The following is a 17,400-nucleotide window of genomic DNA, read 5'->3' as shown; positions in this document are numbered from 1 at the left end:
TCACCTGATGGTGTCCCAATCCCCGATCGGCGGGGACGAGGATGACTGGCGGTCACACCGATGGGTAGTCTTCCCGGCATGACCGCCAAGGTGACGTTGTCGTTCTCCGACGAGACGATCGAGGAGGCGCGTCGGTTCGCCAAGCGGGAAGGGCTCTCCCTCTCCGCCTGGATGGACCAGGCCGCCCGGGAGAAGGCGCTGCGGGAGGTCTTCACCGCGCACGCCGACGCGGTCGGCCGCGCCGGCCTGGACCTGGAAACCGCCGCCGTGGCCGACGCCCAGGAGGCCGCGCTCGTCGACGACGCCCTGTTCGGCGGGCGTCCGCGTGCTGCGTAGGGGTGAGGTCTGGCGCATCTCCGGCGCCCGGGAACGGCTCGGCCTGGTGATCAGCTCCGACGTCTACAACGCCACGGCGGTGCCCATCGTGATCGTGGCCGAGGTGGTCGAGGAGACGCTGCTGCGCGACTCGCCGCTCGCCGTGCCGATGGGCCCGTACGTGGTGATGCCCGACCGGATCTCCGCACCGATGAAGAAATGGTTCACCGAGTGCGTGGACGTGGCCGACACCGAGACCATGCAGCGGGTCGGCCGGGCGCTGCGGATCCTCCAGGAGCTGTGAGCACCTCACCGGCGCCGTCCGGCGGACGTGCGATCTCCGTTGCCGGGCCGACGCGCGCGGGGCACGCCGGGGAAACCACCGGCTGAGAGCGTCGCCCTCGTCATCGACGAGGAGGAGTCCGTCAGTGAGCACGCTCGCTTCCGCACCGACCACGCCGCCGGCCCCCACCGCCGGCCGGCTCACCGAATGGCGGCCGGAGGACCCGGCGTTCTGGGCGGCCGGCGGCGCCCGGGTGGCCCGGCGCAACCTGTACGTCTCGATCTTCGCCGAACATGTCGGCTTCTCCGTGTGGAGCCTCTGGTCGGTGACGGTGCTGTTCCTGGGCCCCGAGTACGGCATCGACCCGGCCGGGAAGTTCCTGCTCACCGCCGTGCCGGCCGCGCTGGGCGCGGTGCTGCGGCTGCCGTACACGCTGGCCGTGGCCCGGTTCGGCGGCCGGAACTGGACCATCGTGAGCGCCCTGCTGCTGCTCGTGCCGGCGGTGCCGATGGCAGTGCTGATCGAACCCGGGGTGTCGTACGCCACGCTGATGGTGCTGGCCTGCCTGTCCGGCGTCGGCGGCGGCAACTTCGCCTCGTCGATGGCGAACATCAACCTGTTCTTCCCGGAGCGGCTCAAGGGCCGAGCACTCGGGCTCAACGCCGGCGGCGGCAACCTGGGCGTACCGGCCGTGCAACTCGTGGGGCTGGCGGTGCTGGCGACCGCCGGCGCCGCGTACCCCCGGTTGGTGCCGGCGGTCTACCTGCCGCTGATCGTGCTGGCCGCGCTGGCCGCGGCCCGGTGGCTGGACAACGTGCCGGGGGCGCGCAACGAGCCCGGCGCGCTGCGCGCGGCCGCCCGCGACCCGCACACCTGGGTGATGTCGCTGCTCTACGTGGGCACGTTCGGCTCGTTCATCGGCTTCGGGTTCGCCTTCGGCCAGGTGCTCCAGCTCCAGTTCCACGAGCGGTTCCCGACGCCCGTCGACGCCGCCTGGCTGACCTTCCTCGGCCCGCTGATCGGGTCGCTGATCCGGCCCGTGGGCGGCCAGCTCGCCGACCGGCTGGGCGGCGCCCGGGTCACGTTCTGGAACTTCGTGGCGATGGCCGCCGGGGCCGGGCTGGTGCTGTACGCCGCCCGGGACCGGTCGTTCCCGCTCTACCTGGCCGGGTTCCTGGCGCTGTTCGTCTTCTCCGGCATCGGCAACGGCTCGACGTACAAGATGATCCCGGCGATCTTCCGGGCCCGGGCCGTCGCGGAGGGCGAGCTGACCGGCGATCCGGAGGCGGCGCAGCGGCGGGCCCGGCGGCTGTCCGGGGCGGTGATCGGCATCGCCGGGGCGGTCGGCGCCTCCGGCGGCGTGCTGGTGAACGTGGCGTTCCGGCAGTCGTTCCTGACCTCCGGCACCGCCGACGCCGCCTACCTGGCCTTCATCGGCTGGTACGCGCTCTGCTTCCTGGTGACCTGGGTGGTCTACCTGCGCCCCGGGCCGCGTACGCTGACCAACGTGTGACCTGTGCCATGACGAACCCGCAGGCCACGCGCGGTGCGACCCCGTTTTGACCTGCCGCCGGGCGGCCGGGTATCGTTGCCTGCTGTTGTACGACATTCTTAGGCGTGCCGCATCAGGTACGCTTGGTCGTTCGTGCGCGCTGGTCCGGCTGGGTACTCCCGGTCACCTCGGCGCGCGACCCCAGACCGACGACGAGACAAGGTAGACCTGTGCGTACGTACAGCCCGAAGCCGGGTGAGATCGAGCGTCAGTGGCACGTCATCGACGCCTCTGATGTCGTGCTGGGCCGCCTGGCGACCCACGCCGCCACGCTCCTGCGTGGCAAGCACAAGCCGACTTTCGCGCCGCACGTCGACACGGGCGACTTCGTCGTCATCGTGAACGCGGGCAAGGTCGCGCTGACCGGCAACAAGCGTCAGACGAAGGTCGCTTACCGCCACTCCGGTTACCCGGGTGGCCTGAAGCGGGTCGGCTACGACGAGCTGCTGACCAAGCGGCCCGAGCGGGCCATCGAGCTGGCCGTGAAGGGCATGCTCCCGCACAACAAGCTGGGCCGCCAGATTCTCAAGAAGCTGAAGGTCTACGCCGGTGCCGAGCACCCGCACACCGCGCAGCAGCCGGTGCCGTTCGAGATCAAGCAGATCGCGCAGTGAGCGCGGGCGAAGGAAGCAGCATGACCGACATCACCGCCACCGAGGTCGCCCCCGAGGCCACCGAGGCGCCGGCGCCCGTCGCGCGCGCGCCCCGTGGTGACCGCCCGATCCAGACCGTGGGTCGGCGCAAGGAAGCCATCGTCCGGGTCCGGATCGTGCCGGGCACCGGCAAGATCACCTGCAACGGCCGCGACCTCGAGGCCTACTTCCCGAGCAAGGTGCACCAGCAGCTCATCAAGGACCCGCTGGTCACCGCCGAGAAGCCCGAGGCGTTCGACGTGATCGCCAACCTGCGTGGCGGCGGCACCACCGGCCAGGCCGGCGCGCTGCGGCTCGCCATCGCCCGGGCGCTGATCGTCAGCGAGCCCGACGACCGCCCGGCCCTGAAGAAGGCCGGCTTCCTGACCCGTGACGCCCGGGTCAAGGAGAGCAAGAAGTACGGCCTCAAGAAGGCCCGCAAGGCTCCCCAGTACTCGAAGCGCTGATCACCACAGGCGCCTTGTACTTCTGACGGACGGCCGGTCCGCTTCCCCTCGCCGGGAGGCGGACCGGCCGTTCCGCGTTTCTCTCCTTATCGGCAGTTCCACGGAGGTTGGCGGGTATGGGCCGGTTGTTCGGCACGGACGGCGTACGCGGGCGGGCGAACGCGGATCTCACCCCGGAGTTGGCGCTGGCGGTCGCGGTGGCCGCGGCCCACACGCTGGCCGAGACCGACAAGAGCCATCCGCCGCTCGCGGTGGTCGGCCGGGACACCCGGGCCAGCGGCGAGATGCTGGAGGCGGCGGTGGTCGCCGGGCTCACCAGCGCCGGCGCCAACGTGGTCCGGGTCGGCGTGCTGCCCACCCCGGCGGTGGCGTTCCTCACCGCCGAGGCCAAGGCCGACCTGGGCGTGATGCTCTCCGCCTCGCACAACCCGATGCCTGACAACGGCATCAAGCTGTTCGCCGCCGGCGGGCACAAGCTGCCCGACGAGATCGAGATGCGGATCGAGGAGGCGGTGAAGGCCAACGCCACCACCGCCTGGAAGCGCCCGATCGGCGCCGGCGTGGGCCGGGTACACGACCTGCTCGACGGCGCCGACCACTACGTCCAGCACCTGGTCGGCACCGTGCCGCACCGCCTCGACGGGATCAAGGTCGTCGTCGACTGCGCCAACGGCGCGGCGGCCGACGTCGCCCCGGTCGCCTACCGGGAAGCAGGCGCCGAGGTGGTCGCCATCCACGCCGAGCCGGACGGGCTCAACATCAACGACGAGTGCGGCTCCAACCACATCGACGCGCTGCGCGCCGCCGTGGTCGAGCACGGCGCCCACCTCGGCATCGCCCACGACGGCGACGCCGACCGCTGTGTCGCGGTCACCGCCGACGGCGACGAGGTCGACGGCGACCAGGTCATGGCGATCCTCGCGCTGGCCATGCGGGACGCCGGCGAGCTGACCCAGGACACCCTGGTCGCCACCGTGATGAGCAACCTCGGTCTCCGGCTGGCCATGTCCGAGCACGGCATCCGGCTGGTCGAGACCAAGGTCGGCGACCGGTACGTGCTGGAGGAACTGCGCGCCTCCGGTCTGGCGCTCGGCGGAGAGCAGAGCGGACACATCGTGCTGCCCGCCTACGCCACCACCGGCGACGGCGTGCTGACCGGCCTGCACCTGATGGCGCGGATGGCCGCCACCGGCACCTCGCTGGCCGAGCTGGCCGCCGTGGTCACCAAGCTGCCCCAGGTGCTGATCAACGTGCCGGTCGGGGACCGTACCGTCGGCGCCGCCGCACCCGCCGTCCGCGCCGAGGTCGAGCGCGCCGAGGCGGAACTGGGCGAGACCGGCCGGGTGCTGCTGCGGCCCTCCGGCACCGAGCCGCTGGTGCGGGTCATGGTCGAGGCGGCCACCGAGACCACCGCGCGCGAGGTCGCCGAGCGCATCGCCGAGCAGGTCCGCACCGCCAGCCCGGCCGCCTGACCGGACCGGCCGCCTGGTCCGGCGGCCCGCCGGCCACCTGATCGAGTGCGGCGAGCTGCTCCCGGACGGAGGCCGGGCGTACGCCGGAGAGCATCGTGTCGCAGCCGCGCTGGGCGGCGAACCGGCGCAGCCGCGTGACCTGCCCGTCGCTCATCCCTTCTCCTGGAGCCGGCGCAGCCGGGTCACCGCTTCGGCCAGCACCTCGGATCGCTTGCAGAACGCGAACCGGACCAGCCGGCGGCCGGCCTCCACGTCGTCGTAGAACACCTGCGTGGGCACCGCCACCACACCGCAGCGCTCCGGCAGCGCCCGGCAGAACTCCACCCCGTCCCGGCCACCCAGCGGCGTGACGTCGGCGGTGACGAAGTAGGTGCCCTCCGGCGCGAGCACGCCGAAGCCGGCGTCGGCCAGGCCGGCGGCGAGCTGGTCCCGGCGGCGTTGCATGTCGTCCCGGAAGCCGGTGAAGTACGCGTCCGGCAGCCCGAGCGCCACCGCCACCGCCGGTTGCAGCGGCCCGGCGTTGACGAACGTCAGGAACTGTTTCACCCGCAGCACCGCCGCCACCAGCGGTGCCGGACCGCTCACCCAGCCGACCTTCCAGCCGGTGCAGGAGAACGTCTTCCCGGCCGACGAGATGCGCAGCGTCCGCTCCCGCATGCCGGGCAGCGTGGCCAGCGGTACGTGCGGCGCGGCGGCGTCGGTGAACACCAGATGCTCGTAGACCTCGTCGGTGACCGCGTACACGTCGTGTGCCCGGCACAGCTCGGCCACCGTCGTCAGCTCGTCGGCGGTGAAGACCTTGCCGGTCGGGTTGTGCGGCGAGTTCAGCAGCACCAGCCGGGTACGTGGCCCGAACGCGGCGCGCAGCTCGTCCGGGTCGAACGCGTACCGGCCGTCGGGGCCGGGCCGCAGCGTCACCGGACGGCGGACCGCACCGGCGAGCGCGACCGAGGCGGCGTACGAGTCGTAGTACGGCTCGAAGCAGATCACCTCGTCACCCGGCTCGCAGAGTGCGAGGATGCTCGCCGCGACCGCCTCGGTCGCCCCGGCGGTCACCACGATCTCGCCGTCCGGGTCGTACTCCAGCCCCCAGAACCGGCGCTGGTGGTCGGCGACGGCGGCGCGCAGCGCGGGGATCCCCGGACCGGGCGGGTACTGGTTGTGGCCGGTACGCAGCGCCTCGGCGGCGGCGGCGAGCATCTCCGGCGGGCCGTCGGTGTCCGGGAAGCCCTGCCCGAGGTTGACCGCTCCGGTGCGCACTGCGAGCGCGGACATCTCGGCGAAGACGGTGGTGCCGAACGGCCGCATCCGGGCCACCAGGGGATCGGTCGTCGTCACGGCGGCCAGCCTACGGCCCGCCGCCGACCGCTCACCAGCCGAAGCAGGCCACACCCCATCTTCCCGAGTTCTGGGCGACGACCTTGCCGTCGATGGTTATCCGGCAGGTCACTTGGCCGGCGCGTCCGGCGCTTGTGACGATCTGGACCCGCTCACGGTCGCTTGTGGTGAATCTCAGCCGCCAGGGCGAGTCGACGGAGTCGAGCAGGTGGAAGTCGCCGTTCGCGTCGTAGAACTGCACCTCAGCCTCGCCCTCGGAGCCGGTCACCTCGTACAGGACGGTGAACCGGCCCGGGCCGCCCGAGGGGGTCGTGGCCGGCGTGGCCGGGGGAGGGGTGGGCTCGTCGGCCCATCCGTCGGGTTCGCCGTAGAACGGGTCGTCGTACCGCTCGCCGGAAGCGCTCCCGCCGTCCATGGCCCGGCCGAGGAAGGACAGCCCGACGCAGCCGCAGACGATGAGCGCCAGCACGGTGACGATGCCGATCACCAGGCCGGCCACCCAGCCGTTGCCGCCGCGCTGTGCCGGCATGCCCGGATACGCGTACGGCGGCGGGTAGGGCCCGGGCGGGTGCGGGCCGGGCGGGTACGACCCGGCCTGGTAGGGGCCGGGCGGGTAGGCGCCCGGCCCCCAGCCGGGCGGTGCCGGGTGGCCCGGGGCGCCGGGCTGGGACGGCCGCCCGGCCGCGCCTGGGAGCCCGGACGCCTGGGGATCGCCGGGAACCGGTGGGACGGCCGGGCGCGGCATGGCGACCGGGTCGGCCGGAGCTGCCCAGCCCGGTTCGCCCACCGCCCGGCCGGTGCCGCTCGGGGACGCGGCCGGGTCGGCTCCGGACGCGCTCACCGGGCCGGCCGCCGCCCACGGGCTCGGAGCCGGGGGCGGCGACCAGGGCGCGGGAGGCGTCCACGGCTGCGGTGCGGCCAGCGGGTCCGGCGGCGTCCAGGACGAGGGCTGCGGCGTGGCCGGCGCGGCGGTCGGGTCGCTCGGTCCGGCGGCCGGTTCGGGGGCGGGGGTCGTCTCGGACATCAGGTCAGCTCACAGGGGTACGGCGCGGACGACCGCGGAACGGTGGGCCCGGGGGGACGGCACCCGGCCTCAATGTAGGCGGTGGTGGTCGGCTGCGCGGTCCCGGCCGGCGGTCCGCGTGCCGCGTCCCGAACCGGTCCGGACGGGCGGAACGACGTACGTGCTCGGTTCGCTCAAATTCAGTGATCGTTAACCGGCTTTCCGAGCACGCGCGATGAGCGAAACTCGGCTAGGCTGCGGACCATGTGTGGAATCGTGGGTTACGCCGGTGCGCGCCCGGCACTCGGCATCGTGCTTGACGGACTGCGGCGTCTCGAATACCGCGGCTACGACTCGGCCGGTGTCGCCGTGGTCTGCGAGGACGAGCTGCTGACCGAGAAGAAGGCCGGCAAGCTCGCGAACCTGGAGAAGGTCCTCTCCGAGCGGGCGGCCGACAACCCCGACGACTGCGCCGCCAGCCCGATCGGCATCGGCGACGGCACCACCGGCATCGGCCACACCCGGTGGGCCACGCACGGCGGCCCGACCGACCGCAACGCCCACCCGCACCTCTCCCCGGACGGCCGCGTCGCGGTGATCCACAACGGCATCATCGAGAACTTCGCGAAGCTGCGCGCCGAACTGGAGGACGAGGGCGTCGAGTTCGCCAGCGACACCGACACCGAGTGCGCGGCGCATCTGATCGCGCGCGCGCTGGCCGACCTGCGCTCGGCCGGTGAGACCGACAGCCCGCAGCTCCTCGCCGCCGCCATGCGCGTGGTCTGCGCCCGCCTGGAGGGCGCGTTCACGCTGCTCGCCGTCGACGCCGGCATCCCCGGCGCGGTGGTCGGCGCCCGGCGCAACTCGCCGCTGGTGGTCGGCCGGGGCGACGGCGAGAACTACCTGGCCAGCGACGTCGCCGCGTTCATCGAGCACACCCGGGACGCGGTCGAGCTGGGGCAGGACCAGATCGTCCTGATCACCCCGGACAGCATCGACATCACCGACTTCCACGGTCAGCCGGCGAGCGGCACCGACTTCCACATCGACTGGGACTCGTCGGCCGCCGAGAAGGGCGGCTACGACTGGTTCATGCTCAAGGAGATCGAGGAGCAGCCGCAGGCCATCGCCGACACGCTGCTGGGCCGGCTCACCGAGACCGGCGAGATCGCCCTCGACGAGGTCCGCCTCAGCGAGCAGGACCTGCGCGACGTCGACAAGATCTTCATCGTCGCCTGCGGCACCTCGTACCACGCCGGCCTGGTCGCCAAGTACGCCATCGAACACTGGACCCGCATCCCCTGCGAGGTGGAGCTGGCCAGTGAGTTCCGCTACCGCGACCCGGTGCTGGACCGGTCCACGCTGATCGTGGTGATCTCGCAGTCCGGCGAGACCATGGACACGCTGATGGCGCTGCGCCACGCCAAGGAGCAAAAGGCCCGCGTGCTGGCGATCTGCAACACCAACGGCTCGACCATCCCGCGTGAGTCCGACGCGGTGCTCTACACCCACGGCGGCCCGGAGATCGCTGTCGCCTCCACCAAGGCGTTCCTCACCCAGGTCGTCGCCTGCTACCTGATCGGCCTGCACCTGGCCCAGGTGCGCGGCATCAAGTTCGCCGACGAGGTGGGCGCGGTGGTGGCCCAGCTCCAGGAGATGCCGGGCAAGCTGCGGGAGCTGCTGGACCGGATCGAGCCGGTCCGTGAGCTGGGCCGCGAGCTGAAGTCCGAGCCGACGGTGCTGTTCATCGGCCGGCACGTGGGCTACCCGGTGGCGCTGGAGGGTGCGCTGAAGCTCAAGGAGCTGGCGTACATGCACGCCGAGGGCTTCGCCGCCGGCGAGCTGAAGCACGGCCCGATCTCGCTGATCGACCAGGGCACCCCGGTGATCTGCATCGTGCCCTCCCCGGTGGGCCGGGGCATGCTGCACGACAAGGTCGTCTCCAACATCCAGGAGGTCCGCGCCCGCGGCGCCCGCACCATCGTGATCGCCGAGGAGGGCGACCAGGCGGTGGTCCGCTACGCCGACCATCTGATCTACGTGCCGCGTACGCCGACGCTGCTGGCGCCGCTGGTGACCACAGTGCCGTTGCAGGTGCTGGCCGCGGAGATCGCCGCCGCCCGCGGACACGACGTCGACCAGCCCCGGAACCTGGCCAAGTCGGTCACCGTCGAGTAGCGGATCCCGTCCACGGTCCCTCCGCCCGTCCACCGGGCGGAGGGACCGCGTCGTCTCCGGCCCGCCTCGCGGGCGACCGCCGGACGGGCGTGGCCGGCCGCCGGAAGGCCACGGGTGGCGGGTCATCGGCCCAGCACGATCCGCGCCATGCCGTCCAGCGCCGGGTTGCCGGGATCCCAGTAGCCGGTGTGGCCGTGCGGAGCGCTCGGGAAGCGCCTCCCGCCGAAGCCCGGCGCGCTCGGGTCGGCGCCGAACCAGAGCCGCTCGCCGTGCGGGTCGAGCACGGCGAGCGCCGGACCGAGCGGCGTACCCGCGAGCAGGGCGCGGCGGGCCAGCTCGTCCGGCGGCCGGGCCAGCCGGATCACGTCGTCCGGCGCGGTCGACGACCAGACCTGACCGGCGGGCATGCGCAGGTCGGCGGCGTGGTCCACGCCCACCCCCGGCGAGCCGACGAAGACCAGCGCATCGGCGCCCAGCCCGTGGTCGCGCGCGGCGGTGCCGACCACGAGCGAGCCGTAGCTGTGCCCGAGCACGGTCTGCCGGGCCGGTGGGCCCTCGTGCGCGGCCCGCAGCCCGTCCTGGAACCGGTGCAGTGCCGGGCCCGCGTCCGCGGCCTGCCGGGTGCCGGCCGCCTCGGTGAGGAAGTCGGGCGCGTCGTAGTCCAGCCAGAGCACCGCCGCCGTCTCCTCGCCCGGCCCGAGCGCCGCGCACCGCTGCCACACCCGCGCCGCCCGGCCCAGCTCGGCCGGCGCGTCGGCGAGATCCGAGGTCATGCCCGGGACGTAGGTGAGCACCGAGGCGGCGCGGTCCGGGTTGCCGAGCGCCACCACCGCGCGGCCGTCGCCGGCCGGGTCCAGCCCCAGCAGGTACGCCCGGGGCGCCCCGCCCGCGGCCAGCCGATCGCCGAGCCCGTCCAGCCCGCGCAACGCCGCCTCGACGGCGGCGAGCCGGACCCGCCGGGACGCCTCCAGCGGCCCGGCCGGAAGCGGGTGCAGCAGCGCGAGCCGCCGCGCGAGCAACTGCTCCCGCCGGTCGCCGAGCAGCAGCCGGTTCGCCTGGTCCCGGGCGGCGGCCGGAAGCCCGTCGAGGCGTCCGATCCGGCCCGGTTCCCGTCCCACCAGCCAGCGCCGTTCGGCCGCGTTCAGTCCGGCCCACCAGCGGCTCACCTCGGCCGGTCCGGCGCCGGCCCCGGGCCGCCACGCGGGCGGGACGCTCACCCAGCCGCGTACCGCAGCGGTGGTCAGCTCCGCCAGCCTTCCGGCCGCCTCCCGGTCGGCGGCACCGGCGAGCGTCAGCGCGCCCTGGATCGCGGCGTGCGCCTGGACCACCGCCGGTCCGGTCTGCGCCACCGGCCGCGCCGGGTCGGGCCGGACCGCGCCGGTGCGGTCGACGAGCAGGCCACCGGACTCGGCGCGGGCCACCTCGGCACCGAGCCGGGCCTTCGCCGTGCCCAGCCGGGCGCCGAACTCGGCGAGCACCTGGTCGACCTCGACCAGCGCGGGCAGCACGTCGGTGAGGTCGGTGCGCAGGTCCTCGATGCGCCGCCGGGCGGCAGTCGAGGCCGCGCCCGACCACCCGGGCCGGAGCCCGCCGATCCGGGCGGTCAGCGCGTCGGCGCGCTGCCGTACCGGCCCGGCGAGGCCCCGCCACGCCGTACCGGCGGCCGGCCAGGCGCCCGGATCGGCCCGCCAGAGCTGCGCGTAGCCGACCGGCACGTCCGCGGGGCCGCCGCCGGACCGCCCGCCGGGCCCTCCGGGGCCTGGCACGGGCTGCCCGGGGGCACCGCTGCTCACCGGAGTACCCCGGTGAGGCGGCGGGCGGCGCGTTCGTCCACCGCCTCGTAGCCGTCCGCCCCGTGGCGCAACGCCTGCGCGGTGTCGGCCACCCGGGCACCGAGCGCGCCGGACCAGCGCCGCACGGCCGACTCCAGGTCGGCCAGCGCCACCGCGGACCGCCAGCCGTCCGGCGCCGCCACCAGCAACGACTCCGGTGCCGCGCCCGGCCCGCAGGCCAGCCGGTACGCGTCGTCGGCCAGCTCGCGCGCCACCGATCGCAGCAGCTCCGGGTCGACGTCGAACGGTCTCTCCACCATGTGCCCTCCCTCGCCCGGCGCCACCGGCCGGCCCCGGAACCGGGACGCTAGGCGGTACCCGACGGCGGCCGCCGACCCCTGTGGACAACGTGCCGGGTTGTCCACAGGGACTGTCTGCGAGCCGGTCCCGGGCGTGTACCGCCGGTAGGGTGAGGCCGTGATCGGGGGAGCCGCGAAGTGGATGCTGAGCCGGCGCGACGAGCGGGGTGGGGTGGCATGAAACAGGTGTGGCGGGTCGCCGACGTCCGCGCGGCGGAAGCGGGCCTGATGGCCACCCTTCCGGCCGGTGCGCTCATGCAGCGGGCCGCCGCCGGGCTGGCCCGCCGCTGCGCGTTGCTGCTCGCCGGCCGGGGCGGCGTCTACGGCGCCCGGGTGCTGGTGCTCGCCGGGTCCGGCGACAACGGCGGCGACGCCCTGTTCGCGGCCGCGCACCTGGCCCGCCGGGGCGCGGCGGTGACCGCGCTGCTGCTCACGCCGGGCCGGGCGCACGCCGAGAGCCTGGCCGCCCTGCGCGCCGCCGGTGGGCGGGTCGCCGACCGGCCGCCCGCGGTGGTCGACCTGGTGCTCGACGGCATCGTGGGCATCGGCGGCACCGGAGGGCTCCGGGAGACGGCCGAGCAGCTGGCCGCGAGCCTGACCGGGCAGCGCGGGCGCGACGGCACGCCCGCCACCGTGGTCGCTGTCGACGTGCCCAGCGGCGTCGCCGTCGACACCGGTCACGTCCCGCTCACCGACGCCGGGCGGCCCCGGGCGGTGCGCGCCGACGTGACTGTCGCCTTCGGCGCGCTCAAGCCCGCACTTGTCGTCGGTCCGGCCGCCGAACTGGCCGGCGAGGTCGAACTGGTCGACATCGGGCTGGCGCCGTGGCTGCGCGGCACGCCCGCGCTCCAGGTGATCGAGCGGACGGACGTGGCCGACTGGTGGCCGGCGCTGGGCGCGTCGTCGGAGAAGTACGCCCGGGGCGTGGTCGGGGTGGCCACCGGCTCGGCCACGTACCCGGGGGCCGCCGTGCTCTCGGTCGCCGGGGCGCTCGCCGGTCCCACCGGCCTGGTCCGCTACGCCGGAAGCGCCAAGGACGAGGTGCTGCACCAGCACCCGTCGGTGATCGCCACCGGCCGGGTCGCCGACGCGGGGCGGGTGCAGGCGTGGGTCTGCGGCTCCGGGCTCGGCACCGGCGAGGAGTCCGCCGCCGAGCTGCGCGCGGTGCTCGCCGCGCCGGTGCCGGTGGTACTCGACGCGGACGCCCTGACGCTGCTCGTCGACGGCAAGCTGGCCGACCGGCTGCGCGGCCGGGACGCGCCGATCGTGGTGACGCCGCACGACCGGGAGTACGCCCGGCTCTGCGGCGAGATGCCGGGGGAGGACCGGGTCGCCGCCGCGCTGCGGCTGGCCGCCTGGATGAACGCTGTGGTGCTGCTCAAGGGCGACCGGACGGTCGTCGGCACGCCCGACGGCCGCGCGTACGTGAACCCGACCGGCACCCCGGTGCTCGCCACCGGTGGCACCGGCGACGTGCTGGCCGGGTTGCTCGGCTCGCTGCTCGCCGCCGGGCTCGCGCCGGAACGGGCGGCGGCTGCGGCGGCGTACCTGCACGGGCTGGCCGGCCGGGAGGCGGCGCGCGGCGGACCGGTGACCGCGCCCGACGTGGCCGCGGCGTTGCGTCCGGTACTGGCCCGGCTGGCCTGATCCGGCCGGCGGCGGGTGGCGGCGGGCACCGCCCGCCCGGCTCACGGCGCTGATGATCACTGACGGAAGTAGGCTGGGGACATGTGGCAGTCGGAGGTGCGCGTCGACCTGGACGCGATCCGGGAGAACGTGACCCGACTCAGGGCCGGCACCAGCGCCGAGCTGATGGCGGTGGTCAAGGCCGACGGGTACGGCCACGGCATGGCGCATGCCGCCCGCGCGGCGCTCGACGCGGGGGCGGACCAGCTCGGCGTCTGCACGCTTGACGAGGCGCTGCGGTTGCGCGAGGCGGGGATCACCGCGCCGGTGCTGGCCTGGCTGCTCGACCCCGGCCTGCCACTGCACGACGGGATCACCGTCGGCGTCGACCTCGGCTGCGCCAGCCTCGCCCAGCTCGACGAGATGACCCTTGCGAGCCGCCGGGCGGACCGCCCGGCCCGGCTGCACCTCAAGATCGACACCGGGTTGTCCCGGGGCGGCGCCACCGTCGCCGACTGGCCGGCGCTGCTGGAGGCCGCCGCGAAGGCCCAGGCCGACGGCCTGGTCGAGGTGGTCGGCGTGTGGAGCCACTTCGTGTACGCGGACTCGCCCGGCCACCCCACCACCGACCGCCAGCTCGCCGTGTTCCGGGAAGGGCTGGAGATGGTGACGCGCGCCGGGCTGCGTCCGCGCTACCGGCACCTGGCCAACTCGGCCGCCACGCTCACCCGGCCGGACACCCACTTCGACCTGGTCCGCCCCGGCATCGCCGTGTACGGCCTGTCGCCGGTGGCGGGCGAGCAGTTCGGTCTGCGACCCGCCATGACCGCCCGCGCCCGGGTGATGCTCACCAAGCGCGTCGCGGCCGGCACCGGCGTCTCCTACGGGCACACCTACCTGACCGAGCAGGAGTCCAACCTCGCGGTGGTGCCGCTCGGCTATGCCGACGGGGTGCCCCGGCACGCCTCGAACACCGGGCCGGTGCATCTCGCCGGCAAGCGCCGGACCATCTCCGGCCGGGTCTGCATGGACCAGTTCGTGGTCGACTGCGGCGACGACGAGGTGGCCGCCGGCGACGTGGTGACGCTGTTCGGCGGCGGCGCGGACGGCGAGCCCACCGCCGACGACTGGGCCGAGGCGGTCGGCACCATCAACTACGAGATCGTGACCCGCTTCGGCGGCGTGCGCGTGCCCCGCGTCTACGACGGTGAGCGCGCATGAGTGTCCGGTTGCCGCGACCGCGTACCGCCGCCGGCAAGGTGGCCGGGCTGGTCGGCGCCGCCGTCGGTGTGGCCGCCGCCGGGCTCGCGGCGGGCGTGGTCAGCGAGCGGGTGCTGGTCCGCCGGCTCAGGAACGACCCCGCCGACCGGTACGCCGACGAGGTCTTCGGCGAGCAGCGCAGCGACGAGACGTACCGGCTGGAGATGCCGGACGGCACCGACATCCACGTGGAGGTGGTCGAACCGACCCGTCCGGTGACCGGGCACCCGACGGTGGTGCTGGTGCACGGCTTCTGCCTGGACATGGGCACGTTCCACTTCCAGCGCAAGCGGCTCGCCGAGCGCGGCGACCACCGGGTGGTGGCGTACGACCAGCCGGGGCACGGCCGCTCCGGCCGGCTGGAGAGCGGTGAGTACGACCTGACCGCGCTGGGCCACACGCTGCGCCGGGTGCTCGACGAGGTGGCCCCGGACGGCCCGCTGGTGCTGGTCGGGCACTCCATGGGCGGCATGACGATCATGGCGTTGGCCGAGCTGTACCCGGAGATGTTCGGCGACCGGGTGGTCGGCACCGTGCTGATGGCCACCTCGGGCGGTCTGGCGGCGGAGACCAAGCTGGTGGCACCCGCGCTGCTCGGCCGCGTCGGCTCGCCGGTGCTCTACATGATGAGCAACGCCACCCGGTACGGCGGCACCGTGATCGACCGGGCGCGACGGTCGACCTCGAACGTGGCCTGGCTGCTCACCCGCAAGTACGGCTTCGGCACCTCGAAGCCGAGCCCGGCCCTGGTGTCGTACGTCGAGATGATGAACTCGCGCACCTCGGCCGACACGGTCACCCGCTACCTGCGCACGATCGCCACCCACTCCCGGTTCCCGGCGCTGGCCGCGCTGGCGGGCACGCCGGTGCTGGTGATCGTGGGGGACAAGGACATGATCACGCCGGTGACGCACTCCGAGGAGATCGTCCGCCGGCTGCCGCACGCCGAGTTCGTGAAGATCCACGACAGTGGGCACGTGGTGATGCTGGAGCACGCCGACGAGGTGAACGTGGCGCTGGAGAGGTTCCTGGACTCGCTATGACGGTGGTCGTGGAGCTGAAGACCGTCGAGGACACCCACGAGTTCGGGCGGCGGCTGGCCGGGGTGCTGCGCGCGGGCGATCTGCTGCTGCTCAGCGGCCCGCTCGGGGCCGGCAAGACGGCGCTGACCCAGGGCATCGGCGCCGGCCTCGGCGTACGCGGGGACATCACCTCACCCACCTTCGTCATCGCCCGGGTGCACCGGCCCGACCCGGCGCGGGGTGGCCGGGTGACGCTCGTGCACGCCGACGCGTACCGCCTGGGTGAGGCCGCCGACCCGCGTGCGGAGATCGACGACCTCGACCTGGACGCCTCGGTGGACGAGGCGGTCACCGTGGTGGAGTGGGGCGAGGGGATGGTCGAGCAGCTGGCCGACGCGCATCTGCGGGTACGCATCGACCGCCGCGACGACGACACCCGGGCGGTCACGCTGGAACCGGTCGGCGGCGACTGGGCCGCCCGGCTGGCCACCCTCGGCTGAGCGCTGTCGTACCCGCTGCCTAGAGTCCCGGGGACGACTGCGAAAGGTTGCCGATGCCCGACGACGCCCCCGCCCTCGACCTGATGGCACTCCTGCCCGAGCCGTGGCGGGAGGCGCTCGCCCCCCACCTGGACCCGGCCCGCACCGCGGCGCTGGCCGAGTTCGTCGCCCGGGAGTACGCGACCGCCACCGTCTTCCCGCCGCTGGAGGACCTGTTCTCCGCGTACCGGCTGTGCGGGCCGGCCGACACCAGGGTGCTGATCCTCGGGCAGGATCCGTACCACAAGGCGGGTCAGGCGCACGGGCTGAGCTTCAGCGTGCGTGAGGGGGTGGCGGTGCCGCCGTCGCTGCGCAACGTCTTCAAGGAGCTGGGCGAGGATCTGGGCGTGCCGAAGCCGCGCAGCGGCAACCTCGACGGCTGGGCCGCGCAGGGTGTTCTGCTGCTCAACTCGGTGCTGACGGTGCGGCAGGCCACGCCCGGCTCGCACGCGAACCGGGGCTGGGAGGAGTTCACCGACGCCACCATCCGGGCACTCGACGCGCTCGACAAGCGCGTGGTCTTCCTGCTGTGGGGCGGCTACGCCCGTAAGAAGGCGGCGCTGGTGACCAACCCGCAGCACGTGGTTCTGGAGGCCGGGCACCCGAGCCCGATGAACCCGCGCGGCTTCCTCGGCAGCCGCCCGTTCAGCGCGGCCAACAAGGCGCTGGCCGACGCGGGGCTGCCCACCGTCGACTGGGAACGCTCAGCCGGCTGACCCGTCCGGCGCCTCGCCCGCCGCGGCGAGGCGTCGGCGGTACCGGGACAGCAGTTCGGCCGCGCGCCGGTCGGTCACCTCCACCTCGACCAGCGGCTCGACCGGATACACACGTTCACCGAGGCGGACCTCGACGGGCGCGGGCAGTTCGTCGCACATCCGGGCCCGCAGCTCGCCGTAGCGGGTCCGCCAGCGGTGCTCGCCCGGCTCCTCGGGCTCGGTGTGGATGCCGCCCCACTCCTGCCATCTGGCGTTCCAGCGCTGTGCGTAAGCCCGATCGAGGAACGCGCTGAACCGGGCGGAGTCCCGCCACCGCACCGCGATCTCGACCGCGTCCACCGGCAGTGACGCGCCCTGCAACAGGGCCGCCGTGCCGCCCGACAGCACGTATGGCAGGTCGCCGAGGGCGTCGATGATCCGGTCCAGCCCGAGATGCTCGATCCGCTCGGTCGGCGCGGTCCCGGCCAGCTCGTCCAGCGCCGCGTCCAGGTGGCTGTCCAGCGGCTCGACCTCGATTCGCAGTTGCCGCCCGAGCGCGGCCAGCAGGCGTTCCGCGGTGGTCAGGCTGGGCAGCCGGTCGCCGCGCTCGATCCGGGCGATGGCGGCCTGACTGATCCCGGCCCGCCCGGCCAGCGCCTGCTGGGTGAGCCCTGCTTGTTCGCGTTCACGCCGCAGGGTGCGGGCGACCTCTCGAACGAGGCGACTCTCCGTCATCCCCGGAGAATGGCAGTCCTCTTCCGAGCCTTATGCCTCTGAGTCATATTCATGACCCAGAGGCATAAGGCTCGCACCGCTTCTCTCTTTGATCCGGGCGCTACGCACCGTGACCGGGCGTGCGGCGAGGGCGTGCCCGGGGCGGGCGGAGC

Annotated in this window: 17 protein-coding genes; 12 read left to right on the top strand and 5 right to left on the bottom strand. The window is 74.1% G+C overall.

Translation table 11 applies throughout. From position 1 onward, the window contains the following. The first annotated feature begins 78 nt into the window (after positions 1-78). The 6 genes from GA0070215_RS01480 (at position 79) to glmM (ending at position 4,721) form a co-directional block, all read left to right on the top strand. Positions 79-336, top strand: coding sequence for a DUF6364 family protein (locus GA0070215_RS01480; protein WP_018784598.1), 258 nt, complete (start codon positions 79-81; stop codon positions 334-336). Then, positions 326-619, top strand: a complete 294-nt coding sequence (locus GA0070215_RS01475; RefSeq protein WP_018784599.1) for a type II toxin-antitoxin system PemK/MazF family toxin — start codon at positions 326-328, stop codon at positions 617-619. Before GA0070215_RS01480 ends, GA0070215_RS01475 begins: the two co-directional genes overlap by 11 nt. Before the next feature lie 124 nt (positions 620-743). Next, complete coding sequence (locus GA0070215_RS01470) at positions 744-2,111, top strand: MFS transporter (protein WP_091041091.1); 1,368 nt, start codon at positions 744-746, stop codon at positions 2,109-2,111. 209 nt (positions 2,112-2,320) lie between these two features. Next, a complete protein-coding gene (rplM, locus tag GA0070215_RS01465) occupies positions 2,321-2,764 on the top strand; it encodes a 50S ribosomal protein L13 (RefSeq protein ID WP_018784601.1) in 444 nt (147 codons plus the stop codon). A 20-nt stretch (positions 2,765-2,784) separates the two neighbouring features. Next, positions 2,785-3,249, top strand: a complete 465-nt coding sequence (gene rpsI / locus GA0070215_RS01460) for a 30S ribosomal protein S9 (RefSeq protein ID WP_018784602.1) — start codon at positions 2,785-2,787, stop codon at positions 3,247-3,249. 116 nt (positions 3,250-3,365) lie between these two features. Beyond that, positions 3,366-4,721, top strand: a complete 1,356-nt coding sequence (gene glmM, locus GA0070215_RS01455) for a phosphoglucosamine mutase (protein ID WP_091041088.1) — start codon at positions 3,366-3,368, stop codon at positions 4,719-4,721. Positions 4,722-4,871: 150 nt separating this feature from the next. Here the strand turns inward: glmM and GA0070215_RS01445 are convergent, their stop codons facing one another. Further along, complete coding sequence (locus tag GA0070215_RS01445) at positions 4,872-6,059, bottom strand: pyridoxal phosphate-dependent aminotransferase (RefSeq protein WP_091041082.1); 1,188 nt, start codon at positions 6,057-6,059, stop codon at positions 4,872-4,874. A gap of 31 nt (positions 6,060-6,090) precedes the next feature. Then, a complete protein-coding gene (locus tag GA0070215_RS01440; RefSeq protein WP_091041079.1) occupies positions 6,091-7,083 on the bottom strand; it encodes an MmpS family transport accessory protein in 993 nt (330 codons plus the stop codon). A 243-nt stretch (positions 7,084-7,326) separates the two neighbouring features. Here GA0070215_RS01440 and glmS point away from each other — a divergent pair, with 243 nt between their 5' ends. Next, positions 7,327-9,240 (top strand): glutamine--fructose-6-phosphate transaminase (isomerizing), encoded by a 1,914-nt coding sequence (gene glmS, locus GA0070215_RS01435; RefSeq protein ID WP_026267690.1) that lies wholly within the window; start codon positions 7,327-7,329, stop codon positions 9,238-9,240. Positions 9,241-9,362: 122 nt separating this feature from the next. On the opposite strand, the gene GA0070215_RS01430 is transcribed toward glmS, so the two are convergent. Then, positions 9,363-10,955 carry an alpha/beta hydrolase gene (locus tag GA0070215_RS01430; protein ID WP_208600258.1) on the bottom strand — a complete coding sequence of 531 codons (1,593 nt, stop codon included), beginning with the start codon at positions 10,953-10,955 and terminating at the stop codon, positions 9,363-9,365. 74 nt (positions 10,956-11,029) lie between these two features. After that, on the bottom strand, positions 11,030-11,332 hold the full coding sequence (locus GA0070215_RS01425) for a type VII secretion target (protein WP_018784607.1): 303 nt from the start codon (positions 11,330-11,332) through the stop codon (positions 11,030-11,032). Positions 11,333-11,548: 216 nt separating this feature from the next. Between GA0070215_RS01425 and GA0070215_RS01420 the strand changes: the two genes are divergently transcribed. The 5 genes from GA0070215_RS01420 to ung all read left to right on the top strand — a co-directional run bounded on the left by GA0070215_RS01420 (position 11,549) and on the right by ung (position 16,534). Beyond that, complete coding sequence (locus tag GA0070215_RS01420) at positions 11,549-13,018, top strand: NAD(P)H-hydrate dehydratase (protein WP_091041076.1); 1,470 nt, start codon at positions 11,549-11,551, stop codon at positions 13,016-13,018. An 81-nt stretch (positions 13,019-13,099) separates the two neighbouring features. Continuing rightward, positions 13,100-14,218, top strand: coding sequence for an alanine racemase (alr, locus tag GA0070215_RS01415; RefSeq protein WP_018784609.1), 1,119 nt, complete (start codon positions 13,100-13,102; stop codon positions 14,216-14,218). Beyond that, positions 14,215-15,300: an alpha/beta fold hydrolase gene (locus GA0070215_RS01410; protein ID WP_018784610.1), complete on the top strand. Its 1,086-nt coding sequence runs from the start codon at positions 14,215-14,217 to the stop codon at positions 15,298-15,300. The genes alr and GA0070215_RS01410 overlap by 4 nt, the downstream gene beginning before the upstream one ends. Beyond that, positions 15,297-15,779: a tRNA (adenosine(37)-N6)-threonylcarbamoyltransferase complex ATPase subunit type 1 TsaE gene (gene tsaE / locus GA0070215_RS01405; protein ID WP_091041073.1), complete on the top strand. Its 483-nt coding sequence runs from the start codon at positions 15,297-15,299 to the stop codon at positions 15,777-15,779. Before GA0070215_RS01410 ends, tsaE begins: the two co-directional genes overlap by 4 nt. A gap of 53 nt (positions 15,780-15,832) precedes the next feature. Next, on the top strand, positions 15,833-16,534 hold the full coding sequence (gene ung / locus GA0070215_RS01400; RefSeq protein WP_018784612.1) for a uracil-DNA glycosylase: 702 nt from the start codon (positions 15,833-15,835) through the stop codon (positions 16,532-16,534). Here ung and GA0070215_RS01395 read toward each other — a convergent pair. Beyond that, positions 16,523-17,248: a helix-turn-helix transcriptional regulator gene (locus GA0070215_RS01395; protein ID WP_091041070.1), complete on the bottom strand. Its 726-nt coding sequence runs from the start codon at positions 17,246-17,248 to the stop codon at positions 16,523-16,525. The genes ung and GA0070215_RS01395 overlap by 12 nt on opposite strands. Between the last annotated feature and the right edge of the window lie 152 nt (positions 17,249-17,400).

This window comes from Micromonospora marina (genome assembly GCF_900091565.1).
Lineage (GTDB): Bacteria > Actinomycetota > Actinomycetes > Mycobacteriales > Micromonosporaceae > Micromonospora > Micromonospora marina.
The sequence above is the reverse complement of the archived record's forward strand: the minus strand, read 5'-3'. Positions and strand labels throughout refer to the sequence as shown.

Bases quoted from the DNA above. Each gene is read 5' to 3' on its own strand.
- GA0070215_RS01395 (WP_091041070.1), bottom strand. From the start codon at position 17,248: ATGACGGAGAGTCGCCTCGTTCGAGAGGTCGCCCGCACCCTGCGGCGT.
- GA0070215_RS01420 (WP_091041076.1), top strand. From the start codon at position 11,549: ATGAAACAGGTGTGGCGGGTCGCCGACGTCCGCGCGGCGGAAGCGGGC.
- glmS (WP_026267690.1), top strand. From the start codon at position 7,327: ATGTGTGGAATCGTGGGTTACGCCGGTGCGCGCCCGGCACTCGGCATC.
- alr (WP_018784609.1), top strand. From the start codon at position 13,100: ATGTGGCAGTCGGAGGTGCGCGTCGACCTGGACGCGATCCGGGAGAAC.
- glmM (WP_091041088.1), top strand. From the start codon at position 3,366: ATGGGCCGGTTGTTCGGCACGGACGGCGTACGCGGGCGGGCGAACGCG.
- GA0070215_RS01410 (WP_018784610.1), top strand. From the start codon at position 14,215: ATGAGTGTCCGGTTGCCGCGACCGCGTACCGCCGCCGGCAAGGTGGCC.
- GA0070215_RS01480 (WP_018784598.1), top strand. From the start codon at position 79: ATGACCGCCAAGGTGACGTTGTCGTTCTCCGACGAGACGATCGAGGAG.
- GA0070215_RS01440 (WP_091041079.1), bottom strand. From the start codon at position 7,083: ATGTCCGAGACGACCCCCGCCCCCGAACCGGCCGCCGGACCGAGCGAC.
- GA0070215_RS01425 (WP_018784607.1), bottom strand. From the start codon at position 11,332: ATGGTGGAGAGACCGTTCGACGTCGACCCGGAGCTGCTGCGATCGGTG.
- tsaE (WP_091041073.1), top strand. From the start codon at position 15,297: ATGACGGTGGTCGTGGAGCTGAAGACCGTCGAGGACACCCACGAGTTC.
- ung (WP_018784612.1), top strand. From the start codon at position 15,833: ATGCCCGACGACGCCCCCGCCCTCGACCTGATGGCACTCCTGCCCGAG.
- rpsI (WP_018784602.1), top strand. From the start codon at position 2,785: ATGACCGACATCACCGCCACCGAGGTCGCCCCCGAGGCCACCGAGGCG.